The organism is Nocardioides sp. YIM 152315 (assembly GCF_029210375.1).
Lineage (GTDB): Bacteria > Actinomycetota > Actinomycetes > Propionibacteriales > Nocardioidaceae > Nocardioides.
In genome coordinates, this window is the sequence record NZ_JARGER010000015.1 from 144005 (window position 1) to 158019 (window position 14015).

Consider the following 14015-nt stretch of genomic DNA (forward strand, 5'->3'; position numbering starts at 1 on the left):
TCAGCGTCGGTCAAGCCTAACCGGGCGACCCCGGTACGCCGTACGCTGGCGGCATGCTCTGGGTGGTGACGGGCGTCGCGCTGGTGCTGGTGACCGCCCTGGTCGCGGTCGCGGGCCACCGGATGCTGACCGCTCCCGGCCCGCGCTCGTCGGGCTTCGCCGACGGGCTGGGCAACTTCATCGACGTCTTCGACCCGGCCCGGGCCCGCGCCGACGAGGACCTGCGGAGTCGCAAGTTCATGGGCGAGGTGCTGCCCTCACCCGACGACGAGGACCATCCGGTCTGGCGGGTCGACCTCCAGCGCAACCAGGTCAGGATCCCGCGGGCTCGCTGAGCGCGGCGCGCACGGCGTGCGCCGCCTCGGTGGCGCGCACATCGCTGAGCACGCCCGCCGACGCCTCCTGCAGGTAGAAGACGTCCACGGCCTGGGGCCCGACCGTGTCGACGTGCGCGGACCGGACGGCGACGTCGAGCCGCGCCAGCGCGGCGCAGACCAGGTAGACGGCACCCGGCCGGTCGTCGGCCCGCACCTCCAGGACCGTCGCCTGGTCCGACGCCTCCGGGCGCACGACGACGGCCGGCTCGAGTCCGGCGCCGCCGGCCGGGCGCAGCCGCCGCGCGGCGTCCGGACGCCCGTCGACGACCCCGTCGTACCGCTGCCTCAGCACGGCCGCGTCCAGCCCGGGCTCCCCGACCTCCCAGACGGACACGGCGTACTGCTCCTGCGCCCAGGCCCGCGCCGCCCGCACCGGGATCCGCGCGAGAGCGAACATCGCGGCCAGGTCGGCGAGCAGGCCCACCCGGTCCGGGGCGACCACCCTCACCCGCGAGCCGTCGACGGCGGGGTCGACGACGATCGAGAGACCGCCCGCGCGGACGACCGGCGGCACCACCACGTCCTCGGTCGCGATCGGCGGCAGCGTCGACCCGGTGTGGAGCGCGACCCCGACCCGGCGCGCCAGGTCACGGACCAGCCCGGCGCGCCACGACGACCAGGCCTTGGGGGCCGTCGCGCGGGCGTCGGCCTCGGTGAGCGCGAGCAGCAGGTCGAGCGCCTCCACCGATTCGAGCCGGGAGACGACCAGCTCGACGGTCGCGGGGTCGTCGGGGTCGCGGGTCGTCGCCGTCTCCGCCAGGAGCAGGTGCCAGCGGACCAGCCGCGCGACCAGGTCCACGGCAGCGGGGTCGAAGCCCATCCGCTCGGCGATCTCGCGAGCGATCGGCTCACCGGCGACGCTGTGCTCCGTCAGTCCGCCCTTGCCGATGTCGTGCAGCAGCGCGGCGACCATGAGCACGTCGGGTCGCGTGACGTGGCGGATCAGCGCGGATGCCTCCACGCAGGTCTCGACCACGTGGCGGTCGACGGTGAACCGGTGGATCGCGGACGCGTGCGGCAGCAGCCGGATCCGCTGCCACTCGGGCAGGATCGCCGGCAGTGCGCCGGTCTCCTCGAGGGTCTCCCAGACCGACCGCAGTCCGCGGCCCGACGCCAGCAGCCGCACCAGCAGCCGTCGCGCCTCCGCCGGCCACGGTGTGGGGAGCGGCGCGGAGTCACGCGCCAGCCTGGCCGCCGTCGCCGGGGCCAGCACGACGTCGCGCTCGGCCGCCTCCGCGGCGGCCCGGAGCAGCAGCAGCGGGTCGTCGGCCGGCCGCGCGCGGGCGTCGAGCACGATCTCGTCGGCCGAGAGCGCGACACCGGGTGCGATCCGCTCCATCCGCGGCCTTCGCGGTCCGCGGATGCGGGCGGGCTCGGCCAGGACGGCGTCGACCCGCCGCCAGGTCAGGTGCGAGAGGTGGGCGATCCGGCGCCCGAGCTCGCGGACGTGGACCTGCGCGGCCCGGGCGTCCGCGAGCTCCAGTCGGTGGGCGACGTCGGTCCACAGCTCCGGTGCGATGCGGTCGGTCCCCCGGCCCGCTGCCTCCTGCAGGGCGTCGCGCACGTCGAGCAGCGCGCCCCGGCTGCGCTCCAGCTCGACATGGGGCACGTCCACCAGCCAGGTCGCGACCAGCGCCTTGAGCACGGTCGCGTCGCGCAACCCGCCCTCCGCCTCCTTCACGTCCGGCACCGACAGGTGCGCCAGCTCGCCGGCCAGCTCGTGCCGGGTGCGCACCAGGTCGCGCAGCGCCGGCAGTCGGTCGCGGGAGCCGCGACGCCAGTGCGCGAGCATCGTCGTGCGCAGCCGCAACGTCAGGGCAGGGTCCCCGGCCAGGTGGCGAACGTCGAGCAGCCCGAGCGCGACCTTGAGGTCGGCGTCGGCGGCCGCGACCATCTCGGTCATCGTGCGCACCGAGTGGTCCAGCCGACTGCCGGAGTCCCACAGCGGGTACCAGACCTCCCCCGCGACCTCGCCCACGTCGACGCCCTCGTCCGAGACGAGCACCACGTCGAGGTCGGAGTACGGCGCGAGCTCGCCGCGGCCGTAGCCGCCGACCGCGACGATGGCGGCGCCGGCGTCCGGCCCGCCGCTCGACTCGTACGCCTTGGCGCACAACGCGTCTGCCTCGGCGGCCCTCAGGGTCCGGTCTTCGGTGGTCAGGACGCCACCTCCTCGCTCCCGATCATGCCGTAGACACGGCCGCGGCCCGGCTCCTGCGTGAGGAGCCGGGCCGCGGAGAGGTCACAGGGCGGCGTCGTCCCGGTCGCCCGTGCGGACCCGCACCACCGTGTCGATCGAGCTGACCCACACCTTGCCGTCGCCGATCCGGCCCGTCTGCGCGGTCTTCACGATGATGCCGACCACGTCGTCCGCGTCGTCGTCGCCCACCACGATCTCGAGGCGGATCTTCGGCACCAGCGCGATGTCGTACTCCGCGCCCCGGTAGACCTCGGTGTGCCCCTTCTGCCGGCCGTAGCCGCTGACCTCGCTGACGGTCATGCCGGTGACCCCGAACGTCTCGAGTGCCTCGCGGACGTCCTCCCACTTGTGCGGCTTGATCACCGCGGTCACGAGCTTCATGCGTTCACTCCTTCGGTGACGGTGCTCTTCGCCAGGACGGACGAGGTGGAGGTGGAGCCACCACCCCCGAGCCCGCCGTGCAGGTCGTACGCCGACTCGCCGTGCTGGTCGGCGTCGATGCCCTCGACCTCCGCCTCCTCGGCGACCCGCCAGCCGATCGTCAGCTTGATGGCGACGGCGATGATCGTCGTGGCCACGGCCGACCACGCGATCGCGATGACCGCCGCCATCACCTGGTCGCCCAGCGAGCCGAACCCGCCGCCGTAGAGGAGGCCGTCGATCCCGCCGGGCGCGTCGGACGACGAGACCAGGCCGATCAGGACCGTGCCGACGATGCCGCCGACGAGGTGCACGCCGACGACGTCGAGCGAGTCGTCCATGCCGAACCGGAACTTCAGCCCGACCGCCCAGGCGCACAGGGCGCCGGCGACCGCGCCGATCAGGATCGCGCCCGGGACCTCGACCGCGCCGCAGGACGGGGTGATCGCGACCAGGCCGGCGACGATGCCCGAGGCGGCCCCCAGCGAGGTCGCCTTGCCGTGCAGGATCCGCTCCATGAGCATCCAGGCGAGCATCGCGGCGCAGGTGGCGATCGTGGTGTTGAGGAAGGTCACGCCGGTCTCCGAGTAGAACTGCGCGATGTTCTCCTCGTCGGTCTCGCCGGCGAAGACGATCGAGCCGACGTTGAAGCCGTACCAGCCGAACCACAGCAGGCCGGCGCCGAGCATGGTGAGGGTGAGGTTGTGCGGTCGGATCGGCTCCTTGCCGAAGCCGATCCGCCTGCCGATCACCAGCGCCAGCACGAGGCCCGCCACGCCGGCGTTGATGTGGACGACGGTGCCTCCCGCGTAGTCCTGGGCTCCGAAGTGCTCGGAAATGAAGCCGCCGCCCCACACCATGTGACCGATCGGGAAGTACGACAGCGTCACCCACAGCGGCAGGAAGACGATCCACGACGACAGCTTCACGCGGTCGGCGATCGCACCGGAGATCAGGGCCGAGGTGATGGCGGCGAACGTCATCTGGAACATCACCGCGACGTAGCCGTCGGGGGTCACGCCGTCGAGGCCGAACAGGTCGAACGGGTTGGCGAAGAACCCGCCGACGTCGTCGGGGCCGAACGTCATGGACCAGCCCCACAGCACGTACACGATGCCGACCACGCCCATCGCGACGTACGACATCATCATCATGTTCAGCACCGACTTGGAGCGGCTCATGCCGCCGTAGAAGAGGGCCAGCGCCGGAACGGTCATCATCAGGACGAGGGCCGTCGCCACCAGCATGAAGGCGTAGTAGCCGTCCACAGAACCTCCAGGGATCACATCTCGGGAGGGCGGCGACGGCGTCGACCGCACTGTCGGCTCCGGGCTCCGCCCCATTGGCAGTCACCCTTCGGGCCCGAGGTTTCGACCCGCGCCGCTCCGTGTTGCGCGCAGGAAACGACTTCGGCGGCTCTGTTACGGCGATGTTTCGGCATCGGCGGCTCGCCGACGCCCCGGGCCACGGCGGAGCAACCACCCGTCCGTAGAATGCGCGGCATGCCTGAAGCGTCCCAGCGACCGCCGAGGATCCTCGTGATCGTCCCGGCGTGGAACGAGGAAGGCGCCGTCGGGGAGACGGTGGGCGCGCTCCGGGAGCTCCATCCCGGGATCGAGGTCCTCGTCGTCGACGACGGCTCGAGCGACCGGACCGGCGACGAGGCCGAGGGCGCCGGCGCGCTGGTCGCCCGCCTGCCGTACAACCTCGGGGTGGGCGGCGCGATGCGCGCCGGCTACCGCTACGCCATCCGGCACGGCTACGACGCCGGGGTGCAGGTCGACGCGGACGGCCAGCACGACCCTGCGTTCCTGACCAAGCTCGTGGACGGCCTGCAGGACTCCGACGTGGTCATCGGCGCACGGTTCGCCGGCGAGGGCGAGTACCGGGTAGGTCTGCTGCGCGGTATCGCGATGCGTCTGCTCGCCGGCACGCTGAGCCGACTCACCGGCCAGCGGCTCACCGACGTCACGAGCGGCTTCCGGGCGGCCAACCGGCGCGCGATGACCGTGTTCGCGGCGCACTACCCTGCGGAGTACCTCGGCGACACGGTCGAGTCGCTGGTCATCGCCCACCGCAGCGGCTGCCGGATCACGCAGGTGCCGGTCGTGATGCGGCCCCGCACGGTCGGGCAGCCGAGTCAGTCTCCGGTCCGGGCCGCCCTGTACCTGTGCCGCGCAGTCGTCGCGCTCTCGCTCGCCCTCGTGCGACCGTGGCCGACCAGCCTCGAACACTCTGCCCCGGAGCACGAATGACCGCCAACCACATCCTCGGGATCCTCGGCTCGCTGATCACGTTCGCAGCCCTGTTCGAGCTCATGCGGCGGCGCCGTCTGCGCGAGAAGTACGCCGTGCTGTGGGTGACCGTCTCGGTCGGTCTCGTCCTCATCGCCCTGGTGCCGGCTCTGCTGCCGGCCCTGGCGGACCTGGTCGGCGTCGAGGTGCCGACCAACCTGCTCTTCTTCGTGGCCAGCGTCGTGCTGATGCTGGTGAGCATGCAGCACAGCTACGAGCTCGGTCGCCTCGAGGAGGAGACCCGCACCCTCGCCGAGGAGGTCGCTCTGCTCCGACTCGACCTCGACGAGCGCGGCTCGCAGTCCCGGCCGCAGCCCGACTGATCCGCGCGCCGCTCTGGCTCAGCCGAGCAGCGCGTCGACGAAGGCGCCGGGATCGAAGGGCGCCAGGTCGTCGGCGCCCTCACCGAGCCCGACGAGCTTCACCGGTACGCCGAGCTCGCGCTGCACCTGCACCACGATGCCGCCCTTGGCGGAGCCGTCGAGCTTGGTCAGCACGATGCCGGTGACGTCGACGACCTCGCTGAACACCCGCGCCTGGATCAGGCCGTTCTGACCCGTGGTGGCGTCGAGCACGAGCAGCACCTCGGTCACCGGCGCCTGCTTCTCGATCACGCGCTTGACCTTGCCGAGCTCGTCCATCAGACCGGCCTTGTTCTGGAGGCGGCCGGCGGTGTCGACGATGACCGTGTCCGCGGCGGTGTCGACGCCCTCCTTGACGGCCTCGAACGCCACGCTCGCGGGGTCGGTGCCCTCGGCGCCGCGCACGACGTCGACGCCGACCCGCTCGCCCCAGGTGGCCAGCTGCTCGACCGCCGCGGCCCGGAACGTGTCGGCCGCGCCGAGCACGACGCTGCGGTCCTCGGCGACCAGGATCCGCGAGATCTTGCCGACCGTGGTGGTCTTGCCGGAGCCGTTGACACCGACGACGAGCACCACGCCGGGCCTGCCGTCGGCGCCGCTCACCTGCAGTCGGCGGTCCATCCCGGCGTCCACGAGCGCCAGGAGCTCCTCGCGGAGCACGACGCGGGCGTCCTCGGCCGCGCCCTCGACCCGCAGCCGGGTCCGCAGCCTCTCGACGAGCTCCTGGGTCGGCGCGACGCCCACGTCCGCGGTGAGCAGCGTGTCCTCGATCGACTCCCAGGTGTCCTCGTCGAGCCGGTCGCGCGACAGCAGCGCGAGCAGCCCGCGCCCCAGCCCGCTCTGCGACCCGGCGAGGCGCTGCCGCAATCGGACCAGCCGGGAGGCCGTGCCCTCAGGCCGCTCGAGCGCCGGTGCGGCAGGCTCGACGGGGGCCTCGGGGACCTCGACCTCGGCCGCCGTCTCGGCGGTCGGCGCGCTCGGAGGCGGGGCGACGTCGGCCGGCGGGGTCGGCGCCGGGGCCGACGGCGCGCGCCGGCCGCCGCGGACCAGCAGCCCGGCGACGAGCACGACCGCCAGGACGGCGATCGCGATGACGAGGTAGAGCCAGTCACCCATGGCTCAATCCAACCAGAGCCCGGGGCCGGCGCCCTCAGCGGTGCTGCTCGGACTCCTCGGGCTCGCGGTCGAGGGCGAAGACCGGCTGGTCGTCCTCCTCGATCAGGGGCGCCGCCTCCGCGGCCCTCGCCATCGCGTCTCCGAGCCAGGGCGCGGCCGGCATCTGCTCCCCACGGTGCGGGTAGGCGACGTACGCCGTCACCAGCCCGGCCACCACCAGGATCAGGACCATCACGACGACGACAGTGAGCACTCATACCTCCCGAGACAGGCGGACATCCGACGCGTACCCGCTCCCCCACCGTGTCACACCGGCGGTCGGCGACACGGTTCAGGCGCGCAGCAACGGCTCGACTGCGGCGCGGATCACGTCGGGCACGGGCGTCACCGGGCGAGCAGCATCGGTGTCGTCGACGTACACGTGGACGAACCTGCCCTCCGCCGCCGCCTCGTCCCCGTCGCCCTGGAAGAGGCCGATGCGGTAGACGACGCTGGAGCGCCCGAGCTTGTCGACCACGAGCCCGGTCTCGATCGGCGCCGGGAAGCCGAGCTCACGGAAGTAGCGGCAGCCCGTCTCCGCGACGATCCCGATCTGCGGCAGCCGGCGTACGTCGACCCCGGTCGCCTCGTAGAGGTGCGCGTTGACCGCCGTGTCGAACAGCTCGTAGTAGGTCGCGTTGTTGAGGTGGCCGTAGGCGTCGTCGTCGCGCCAGCGGGTCGTCACGGTGCGCCACGCGACGTAGTCGGACCGCGTCGGGCGAGTGCTCACGCCGATTCGGCCTCGCGCAGCCGCTGGCTGATCACCGCGGAGACGCCGTCGCCGCGCATGGTCACGCCGTAGAGCGCGTCGCCGACCTCCATGGTGCGCTTCTGGTGGGTGATGACGAGCAGCTGGGAGTTCTCGCGCAGCTCCTCGTAGATCTCCAGGAGGCGGCCGAGGTTGGTGTCGTCGAGCGCCGCCTCGACCTCGTCGAGGATGTAGAACGGCGACGGCCGCGCCTTGAACAGCGCGACCAGGAACGCCACGGCCACGAGCGAGCGCTCGCCGCCGGAGAGCAGCGAGAGGCGCTTGACCTTCTTGCCCGGGGGGCGAGCCTCGACCTCGACGCCGGTGTTGAGCATGTCGTCGGGCGTCGTGAGGACCAAGCGACCCTCGCCGCCGGGGAACAGCCTCGCGAAGGTGGCGTCGAAGGCCCTGCTGACGTCGGCGTACGCCTCGGTGAAGACCTGCTCGACGCGCTGGTCGACCTCGCGGACGATGTCGAGGAGGTCCTTGCGGGTCTTCTTGAGGTCCTCGAGCTGCTCGGTGAGGAACTTGTGCCGCTCCTCCATCGCCGAGAACTCCTCGAGCGCCAGCGGGTTGACCCGGCCCAGCTCGCGCAGCGCACGCTCGGCGGTGCGCAGCCGCTTCGCCTGCTCCTCGCGAACGTACGGCGTGGGCTCGGGTGTCTCCTCGCCGTCGGGGACCTCGCCGGCGAACGGCACCGGCTGACCGGGGCCGTAGTCGGCCACCAGCGCGTCGCCGTCGAGACCGAGCTCCTCGAGCGCGCGCTCCTCGAGCTGGTCGATGCGCATCCTCTGCTGGGAGCGGGCGAGCTCGTCGCGGTGCACGGAGCTGACCAGCTCGTCGTGCTCCTTGCCGAGGTCGCGCAGCGCGGCGCGCACCTCCCGCAGCTCCTGCTCCCGGCCGCTGCGCGACTGCTCGACCGCGGAGCGTGCCTCGGCAGCCCGGTGGATTGAGACCTCGAGGCGCTGGAGCACGTAGCCGACGGCGACGCCGACGGCCTCGGCGGCGCGGCCCTCGCGCAGAAGCCGCTCACGACGCTCGGCGGCTCGGGCCCGGGACTCGCGCTCCTTCTCGGCCGCACGCAGCAGGGAGTCGGCGCGGCCGTGCAGGGCGCGGGCTCGCTCCTCCGACGTGCGCAGCGCGAGTCGGCCGTCCGTCTCGTCCTGGCGGGCGGTGCGGGCGGCGTCGGCGAGCCGTTCGCGGGCCGAGGTGTCGGGCTCCTCCTCGGGGGCGTCCTCGGCGGTGGCGAGCCGCGTCTCGAGGTCGGTGAGACCCGACACCGCCTGCTCGCGCGCCTCCTCCGCCTTCGCGATCGCCTGGGCGAGCCGCTCGGCCTCGCCCCGAGCCGCGCGGGCCTGGGAGCCGAACTGGCCGAGCTCCTCCGCGACCGCGGCCAGCGTGGCGTCGGACTCGTGGAGCTTCGCGAGCGCCACGTCGACCCGCTTCTGGGCCTCCAGCCGCTCGCTCTCCATGCGGGACATCTCGAAGCCGAGCCGCTCGGAGGACGCGATCACCTCGGCGAGCTGCTGGGTGGCCTCGTCGACGGCGGCCTGGACCTCGATGAGGCTCGGCTGGCTGCCGGAGCCGCCGGACGCGAAGTGGGCGCCGATCAGGTCGCCCTCGCGCGTCACCGCGGTGACGTCGGGCAGTCCGGCGACCAGCGCCCGGGCGGTCGTGAGGTCGTCGACGACGGCCACCTTGAGGAGCAGCCGGCTCAGGGCGGGCCGGACCTCGGGGGGGCAGTCGACGACGTCGACGGCGTACTCGGCGCCCGCGGGGAGCGCGGGCCAGTCGCGCCCCTGGACGGGCGCGCCGCCGAGCAGCAGCCCGGCACGCCCCAGGTCGGCGCCCTTGAGGTGGTCGATCGCGCGGACGGCGGCGTCGGCGTCGGCCACGGCCACGGCGTCGGCCGCCGAGCCCAGCGCCTGGGCGACCGCGGTCTCGAAGCCGGCGCGCACGCTGAGCAGCGCGGCGACCGATCCCAGCAGCCCGGAGAGCTCGTCGGTCGCGGCGAGCAGCGCGCCGGCGCCGTCCTTGCGGTTGAGGCCGAGCTCGAGGGCGTCCTTGCGGGCGGCCAGCGCGCTGCGGTCGCGGTCGGCCTGCAGCGCCTCGTCGCGAGCCTTCGCGAGGCGCTCCTCGACGTCGTCGAGGGTTGCCGACGCGGCCTCGTGCTCGGCGTCGAGGCCCTCCTCGCCGGCGTCGAGGCCGGCGACCTTGGTCTCGAGCGCGGTGAAGTCGCGCTGTGCGCGCTCGGCGCGGGCGACGGCCTCCTCGCGGGCCAGCCTCAGGCGCCCGACCTCCTCGTCGGCGGCGGCGGCGCGCTGGCGAAGCGCGTTGACCTGGCCGTGCAGCCGGGCCAGCCCCTCACGACGGTCGGCGGCGGCGCGCTGGAGCGCGGCGACCTTGCGGTCCTCCTCGGCGGCGGCGTCCTCGGCCGCGCGACGCGCGGTCACCGCCTCCTCGAGCGCCACCCGGTGGGCGTCCACCTCGGCGGCGATCCGCTGCTCCTGCTCGCGGACCTGGCCCGCCTCGACCTCGAGCTGCTCGGGATCGCGACCGGAGCGCGCCTCCTCGACGTCGCGGGTGCCCGCGGCGTTGCGCACCCGCTCGGCGGCCAGCGACTGGGTGCCACGCAGCCGCTCCTTGAGTCCGGACAGGGCGAACCAGGTCTCCTGCGCCCGGGCCAGCGCCGGCAGGTCCTCGCGGAGCGCGGCCTCGAGGGCCGCCTCCCGCTCGCGTCCCCGGGCGACCTCACCCTCGACCTGCTCGCGGCGCGCGACCAGGATCGACTCGTCGGCCATCTCCTGCTGGAGCGAGCTGCGGGCGGTCGCGAGGTCGTCGGCGAGCAGGCGGGCGCGGGCGTCGCGCACGTCGGCCTGCACGGTCGCCGCGCGTCGGGCCACCTCGGCCTGGCGTCCCAGCGGCTTCAGCTGGCGGCGGATCTCGACCAGCAGGTCGTTGAGCCGCGTGAGGTTGCCCTCGGTGGCGTCGAGCTTGCGGAGCGCCTTCTCCTTGCGCTTGCGGTGCTTGAGGACGCCCGCAGCCTCCTCGATGAAGCCGCGCCGGTCCTCGGGTGTCGCGTGCAGGATCGTGTCGAGCTGGCCCTGGCCCACGATCACGTGCATCTCGCGGCCGATGCCGGAGTCGGAGAGCAGCTCCTGGACGTCGAGCAGTCGGCACGAGTTGCCGTTGATGGCGTACTCCGAGCCGCCGCTGCGGAACATCGTGCGGCTGATCGTCACCTCGGAGTACTCGATCGGCAGCGCACCGTCGGAGTTGTCGATCGTCAGCACGACCTCGGCGCGGCCGAGCGGCGGACGGCCCGACGTACCGGCGAAGATGACGTCCTCCATCTTGCCGCCTCGCAGGGACTTGGCGCCCTGCTCGCCCATCACCCAGGCGAGCGCGTCGACGACGTTCGACTTGCCGGAGCCGTTGGGACCCACGATGCAGGTGATGCCCGGCTCGAGCTGGAGCGTGGTCGAGGAGGCGAAGGACTTGAACCCCTTGAGGGTCAGGCTCTTCAGGTACAACGTGCGGCTCCCAGCTCATCAGTGCGGTTCGTCGGACTGAGGACGAAGGCAGCATCATCGCAGCCGGCCATGGGGGAAGCTCAGCGAGGCTCACGATACCCGGCGCCACCCCCGATCCACGGCATCCGCGCGCGTGCCGAGCCCACCGCCGCCCCGCCCGGGCCCGGCCGGCGGTGGCTCCGGCACCCTTTCCGCCACCCCAAAGGTGCCTCTCCCACCGCCGCCCCGCCGCGGCCCGGGCGGCGGTGGCTCCGGCACCCTTTCCGCCACCCGAACGGTGCCTCACCCACCGCCACCCCGCCCGGACCGCCGCCACCCACACCGAGACCCGCAGCGCGGGGTCAGGGTGCCGCCGGTGCCGGGTCCGCCTCGTCGGCGTGGGCGATGTGGGTGAGCTGGCGCCAGATCAGGACCACGAAGACGGCGGAGCCGACGAAGGCGAACCAGAACGGCGCGGTCACACCGGCGTGCTGCGCGATCACGCCCCCGATGCCCGAGCCGATCACCAGCCCGCCGAAGACGCCGACGAGGTTGACGCTGCCGACGCGACCCTGGAGCTCGGTCGGGACCGCCCGCTGGCGGATGGTGAGGGACGTGGTGCCCCAGATGAAGGCGTGGGCACCGAAGACGAAGAAGATGCACATCGCCACCCACGCGCTCGTGGTCAGCGCGAGCGAGAGCATCGTGAACGTCTCGAAGACCAGCCCGATGCGCATCAGGTTTCCCAGGCTGACGCGTCGGGTGATCCACCCGTAGGAGAGCGTGCCCACCAGCCCCCCGACCGCGGAGACCGTCGTCAGCAGGCCGAACCCGATCTCGCCCAGGCCGAGGCGCTCGGTCGCGTAGAGGACCAGGATCGACCAGGCGGCGCCGAAGGTGATGTTGAAGGCGAAGATCGTGAGCACCAGGGTGCGTACGGCGGGGTGGTGCAGCACCCAGCGGAACGCCTCGGCGATGTCCTGCCGGATGTGGGTCTCCGGCGTCTCCCGTCGGTGCGGAGGCAGCACCACCCGCGCGACCAGCAGCGCACCGAGCGCGACGACCACCCCCTGGGCCAGGAACGGCAGCGCGTGCCCGGCGGCGAAGAGCGCCGCCCCGATCGGCGGCCCGGCGAGCTGGTTGACGGTGATGAAGCCGGTCGTGAGGCGCGCGTTCGCGACGGCCAGGTCGTCGCGGTGCACCAGCATCGGCATCAGCGTCGACGCGGTGTTGTCGGCGAACACCTCCGCCGTCCCGAGCAGGAACATCGCCAGCAGCACCAGCCAGATCGACACCACGTCGGTGGCGATCGCCACGGTGAGCAGCACCAGCACGACCGCGCGGAGCAGGTCGACGGTGACGATGATCAGCCGACGGTCGAGCCGGTCGGCCAGCGCCCCGGCGTACAGCCCGAAGACCAGCGGCGGCAGCCACTGCAGAAGCGCCGCCATCGCCACGAGGGCCGGGTCGTCGGTCATCGACGCCACCAGGAGCGGACCGGCCGCGAGCGCGAGCCCGTCGCCGAGGTTGCTCACCCATGACGACGCGAGGAGCCAGCGGAACCCGGTGCCGAGGCGACGCGGGGCGACGATCTCGACGACGCGCCGGAGGGGGCTGCTCACAAGGGCGTGACGCTACCGTCGCGACCCGCCGGGCCGCGACCGGTTTGTGCCGCAGATCAGGCGGGCTGCATCTCCGACAGGGAGGCAGCTTCGTCGAGGAGGGCGGCGGCCTGCGCGCCCGCGAGCTTGTCGTTCTCCTCGCTGAGGCGCAGGACCAGCGCCTCGAGCTCGCCCACACGCGCGCGCAGCCGAGCGTTCTCGGCCGAGAGTGCGGGGGTTCGCAGGTCGCTGTTCATGTAGCCGATCAGCGCCTTGGCCATGAATGAGCCTTCCGGGGTGGTGAGAGCTGGGGTCGCGATGGCGACCGTCTTCAAGAGTCCCACCAGCACGCCTCCCGGTCAATCTCCGAGCGCGGGCCGGAGCTTGCGACGGCCCGGTCAGCGAGGAGGTTGAGGAGGCTCGGCTCGGTCCGGAGCCTGCGACGGACGGAGCGAGCCGTCTCGAAACGCGAGGGGCGAAGCCTGGGCGACCGGCCGGCGACGACCGCGGGGCGCGGGCTGGCACGCCGGGCAGAAGTACGACGAGCGGTTCATGAACGCGATCCGCCGCAGCGGGGTGCCGCAGCGCTCGCAGGGCTCGCCCTCGCGGCCGTAGGCGTGCAGGGAGCGGTCGAAGTAGCCGGACTCGCCGTTGACGTTCACGTAGAGCGCGTCGAACGACGTGCCTCCCTGCCCCAGCGCGGCGACCATCACCTCGCGGGCGTGGCCGAGCAGCTCGCGCACCTGGGCGGCGCCCAGCCGGTCCCCCGGCCGCTCGCCGTGGATCCGCGCCCGCCAGAGCGCCTCGTCGGCGTAGATGTTGCCGACGCCGGAGATCAGGCCCTGGTCGAGGAGCTGCCGCTTGATGCCGGAGGTGCGCTTGCGGACCCGGCGCACGAACAGGTCGTCGTCGAACTCGGGATCGAGGGGATCGCGGGCGATGTGCACGATCTCCGGCGGCAGCTCGGCGCCGCCGGCGGACACGCTCAGACCGCCGAACATCCGCTGGTCGACGAACCGCATCTCGAGGTCGGTGTCGAGGTGGAAGCGGACGCGCAGGTGCCGCTCGTCGGGGGTGGCCGGCGGCTGCACGAGCAGCTGGCCGCTCATGCCGAGGTGGCCGAGCAGCGCGTCGCCGCTGTCGAGCGGCAGCCAGAGGTACTTGCCGCGCCGGCGGGCGGCCTCGATGCGCCGACCCGCCAGGGCGGCGGCGAAGCCGGCCGGGCCCCGCAGGTCGCGGCGCACCGGTCGCGGGTGCAGGACGTCGACGCCGACGACGGTCGCGCCCACGACGTGGCGCTCGAGGCCGGCGCGGACGACCTCGACCTCGGGGAGCTCGGGCACCGG

Annotated in this window: 13 protein-coding genes; 3 read left to right on the forward strand and 10 right to left on the reverse strand. The window is 73.3% G+C overall.

Going from position 1 to position 14015, the window contains the following annotated elements:
• Positions 1-53 precede the first annotated feature (53 nt).
• Positions 54-335, forward strand: a complete 282-nt coding sequence (locus PZ894_RS04550) for a hypothetical protein (RefSeq protein ID WP_275742877.1) — start codon at positions 54-56, stop codon at positions 333-335.
• On the opposite strand, the gene PZ894_RS04555 is transcribed toward PZ894_RS04550, so the two are convergent.
• The 3 genes from PZ894_RS04555 to PZ894_RS04565 all read right to left on the reverse strand — a co-directional run bounded on the left by PZ894_RS04555 (position 313) and on the right by PZ894_RS04565 (position 4265).
• Positions 313-2493, reverse strand: a complete 2181-nt coding sequence (locus tag PZ894_RS04555) for a [protein-PII] uridylyltransferase (RefSeq protein WP_275742879.1) — start codon at positions 2491-2493, stop codon at positions 313-315. The two genes, PZ894_RS04550 and PZ894_RS04555, sit on opposite strands and share 23 nt — an antisense overlap.
• A 126-nt stretch (positions 2494-2619) precedes the next feature.
• Entirely contained in the window at positions 2620-2958 is a 339-nt protein-coding gene (locus tag PZ894_RS04560; RefSeq protein WP_275742881.1) for a P-II family nitrogen regulator, read from the reverse strand.
• Positions 2955-4265, reverse strand: coding sequence for an ammonium transporter (locus PZ894_RS04565; RefSeq protein WP_275742883.1), 1311 nt, complete (start codon positions 4263-4265; stop codon positions 2955-2957). Before PZ894_RS04565 ends, PZ894_RS04560 begins: the two co-directional genes overlap by 4 nt.
• 234 nt (positions 4266-4499) lie before the next feature.
• Here PZ894_RS04565 and PZ894_RS04570 point away from each other — a divergent pair, with 234 nt between their 5' ends.
• Together PZ894_RS04570 and PZ894_RS04575 are read left to right on the forward strand one after the other, a co-directional pair.
• Positions 4500-5252, forward strand: coding sequence for a glycosyltransferase family 2 protein (locus tag PZ894_RS04570; RefSeq protein WP_275742884.1), 753 nt, complete (start codon positions 4500-4502; stop codon positions 5250-5252).
• Positions 5249-5614: a DUF2304 domain-containing protein gene (locus tag PZ894_RS04575; protein ID WP_275742887.1), complete on the forward strand. Its 366-nt coding sequence runs from the start codon at positions 5249-5251 to the stop codon at positions 5612-5614. The genes PZ894_RS04570 and PZ894_RS04575 overlap by 4 nt, the downstream gene beginning before the upstream one ends.
• Positions 5615-5632: 18 nt before the next feature.
• On the opposite strand, the gene ftsY is transcribed toward PZ894_RS04575, so the two are convergent.
• The 7 genes from ftsY to mutM all read right to left on the reverse strand — a co-directional run bounded on the left by ftsY (position 5633) and on the right by mutM (position 14012).
• Complete coding sequence (gene ftsY / locus PZ894_RS04580; protein WP_275742889.1) at positions 5633-6769, reverse strand: signal recognition particle-docking protein FtsY; 1137 nt, start codon at positions 6767-6769, stop codon at positions 5633-5635.
• Positions 6770-6803: 34 nt separating this feature from the next.
• Entirely contained in the window at positions 6804-7022 is a 219-nt protein-coding gene (locus tag PZ894_RS04585; RefSeq protein ID WP_275742892.1) for a hypothetical protein, read from the reverse strand.
• A 78-nt stretch (positions 7023-7100) separates the two neighbouring features.
• Complete coding sequence (locus tag PZ894_RS04590) at positions 7101-7538, reverse strand: thioesterase family protein (RefSeq protein WP_275742894.1); 438 nt, start codon at positions 7536-7538, stop codon at positions 7101-7103.
• Positions 7535-11089 carry a chromosome segregation protein SMC gene (gene smc / locus PZ894_RS04595; protein WP_275742896.1) on the reverse strand — a complete coding sequence of 1185 codons (3555 nt, stop codon included), beginning with the start codon at positions 11087-11089 and terminating at the stop codon, positions 7535-7537. The genes PZ894_RS04590 and smc overlap by 4 nt, the downstream gene beginning before the upstream one ends.
• Positions 11090-11430: 341 nt before the next feature.
• Positions 11431-12690 (reverse strand): MFS transporter, encoded by a 1260-nt coding sequence (locus PZ894_RS04600; protein ID WP_275742898.1) that lies wholly within the window; start codon positions 12688-12690, stop codon positions 11431-11433.
• A gap of 56 nt (positions 12691-12746) precedes the next feature.
• Positions 12747-13004: a hypothetical protein gene (locus PZ894_RS04605; RefSeq protein WP_275742900.1), complete on the reverse strand. Its 258-nt coding sequence runs from the start codon at positions 13002-13004 to the stop codon at positions 12747-12749.
• 63 nt (positions 13005-13067) lie between these two features.
• Complete coding sequence (gene mutM / locus PZ894_RS04610; RefSeq protein WP_275742902.1) at positions 13068-14012, reverse strand: bifunctional DNA-formamidopyrimidine glycosylase/DNA-(apurinic or apyrimidinic site) lyase; 945 nt, start codon at positions 14010-14012, stop codon at positions 13068-13070.
• Between the last annotated feature and the right edge of the window lie 3 nt (positions 14013-14015).

Excerpts from the sequence above, each read along its gene's own strand:
- PZ894_RS04575 (WP_275742887.1), top strand. The coding sequence starts at position 5,249 with ATGACCGCCAACCACATCCTCGGGATCCTCGGCTCGCTGATCACGTTC.
- PZ894_RS04570 (WP_275742884.1), top strand. The coding sequence starts at position 4,500 with ATGCCTGAAGCGTCCCAGCGACCGCCGAGGATCCTCGTGATCGTCCCG.
- PZ894_RS04560 (WP_275742881.1), bottom strand. The coding sequence starts at position 2,958 with ATGAAGCTCGTGACCGCGGTGATCAAGCCGCACAAGTGGGAGGACGTC.
- ftsY (WP_275742889.1), bottom strand. The coding sequence starts at position 6,769 with ATGGGTGACTGGCTCTACCTCGTCATCGCGATCGCCGTCCTGGCGGTC.
- PZ894_RS04550 (WP_275742877.1), top strand. The coding sequence starts at position 54 with ATGCTCTGGGTGGTGACGGGCGTCGCGCTGGTGCTGGTGACCGCCCTG.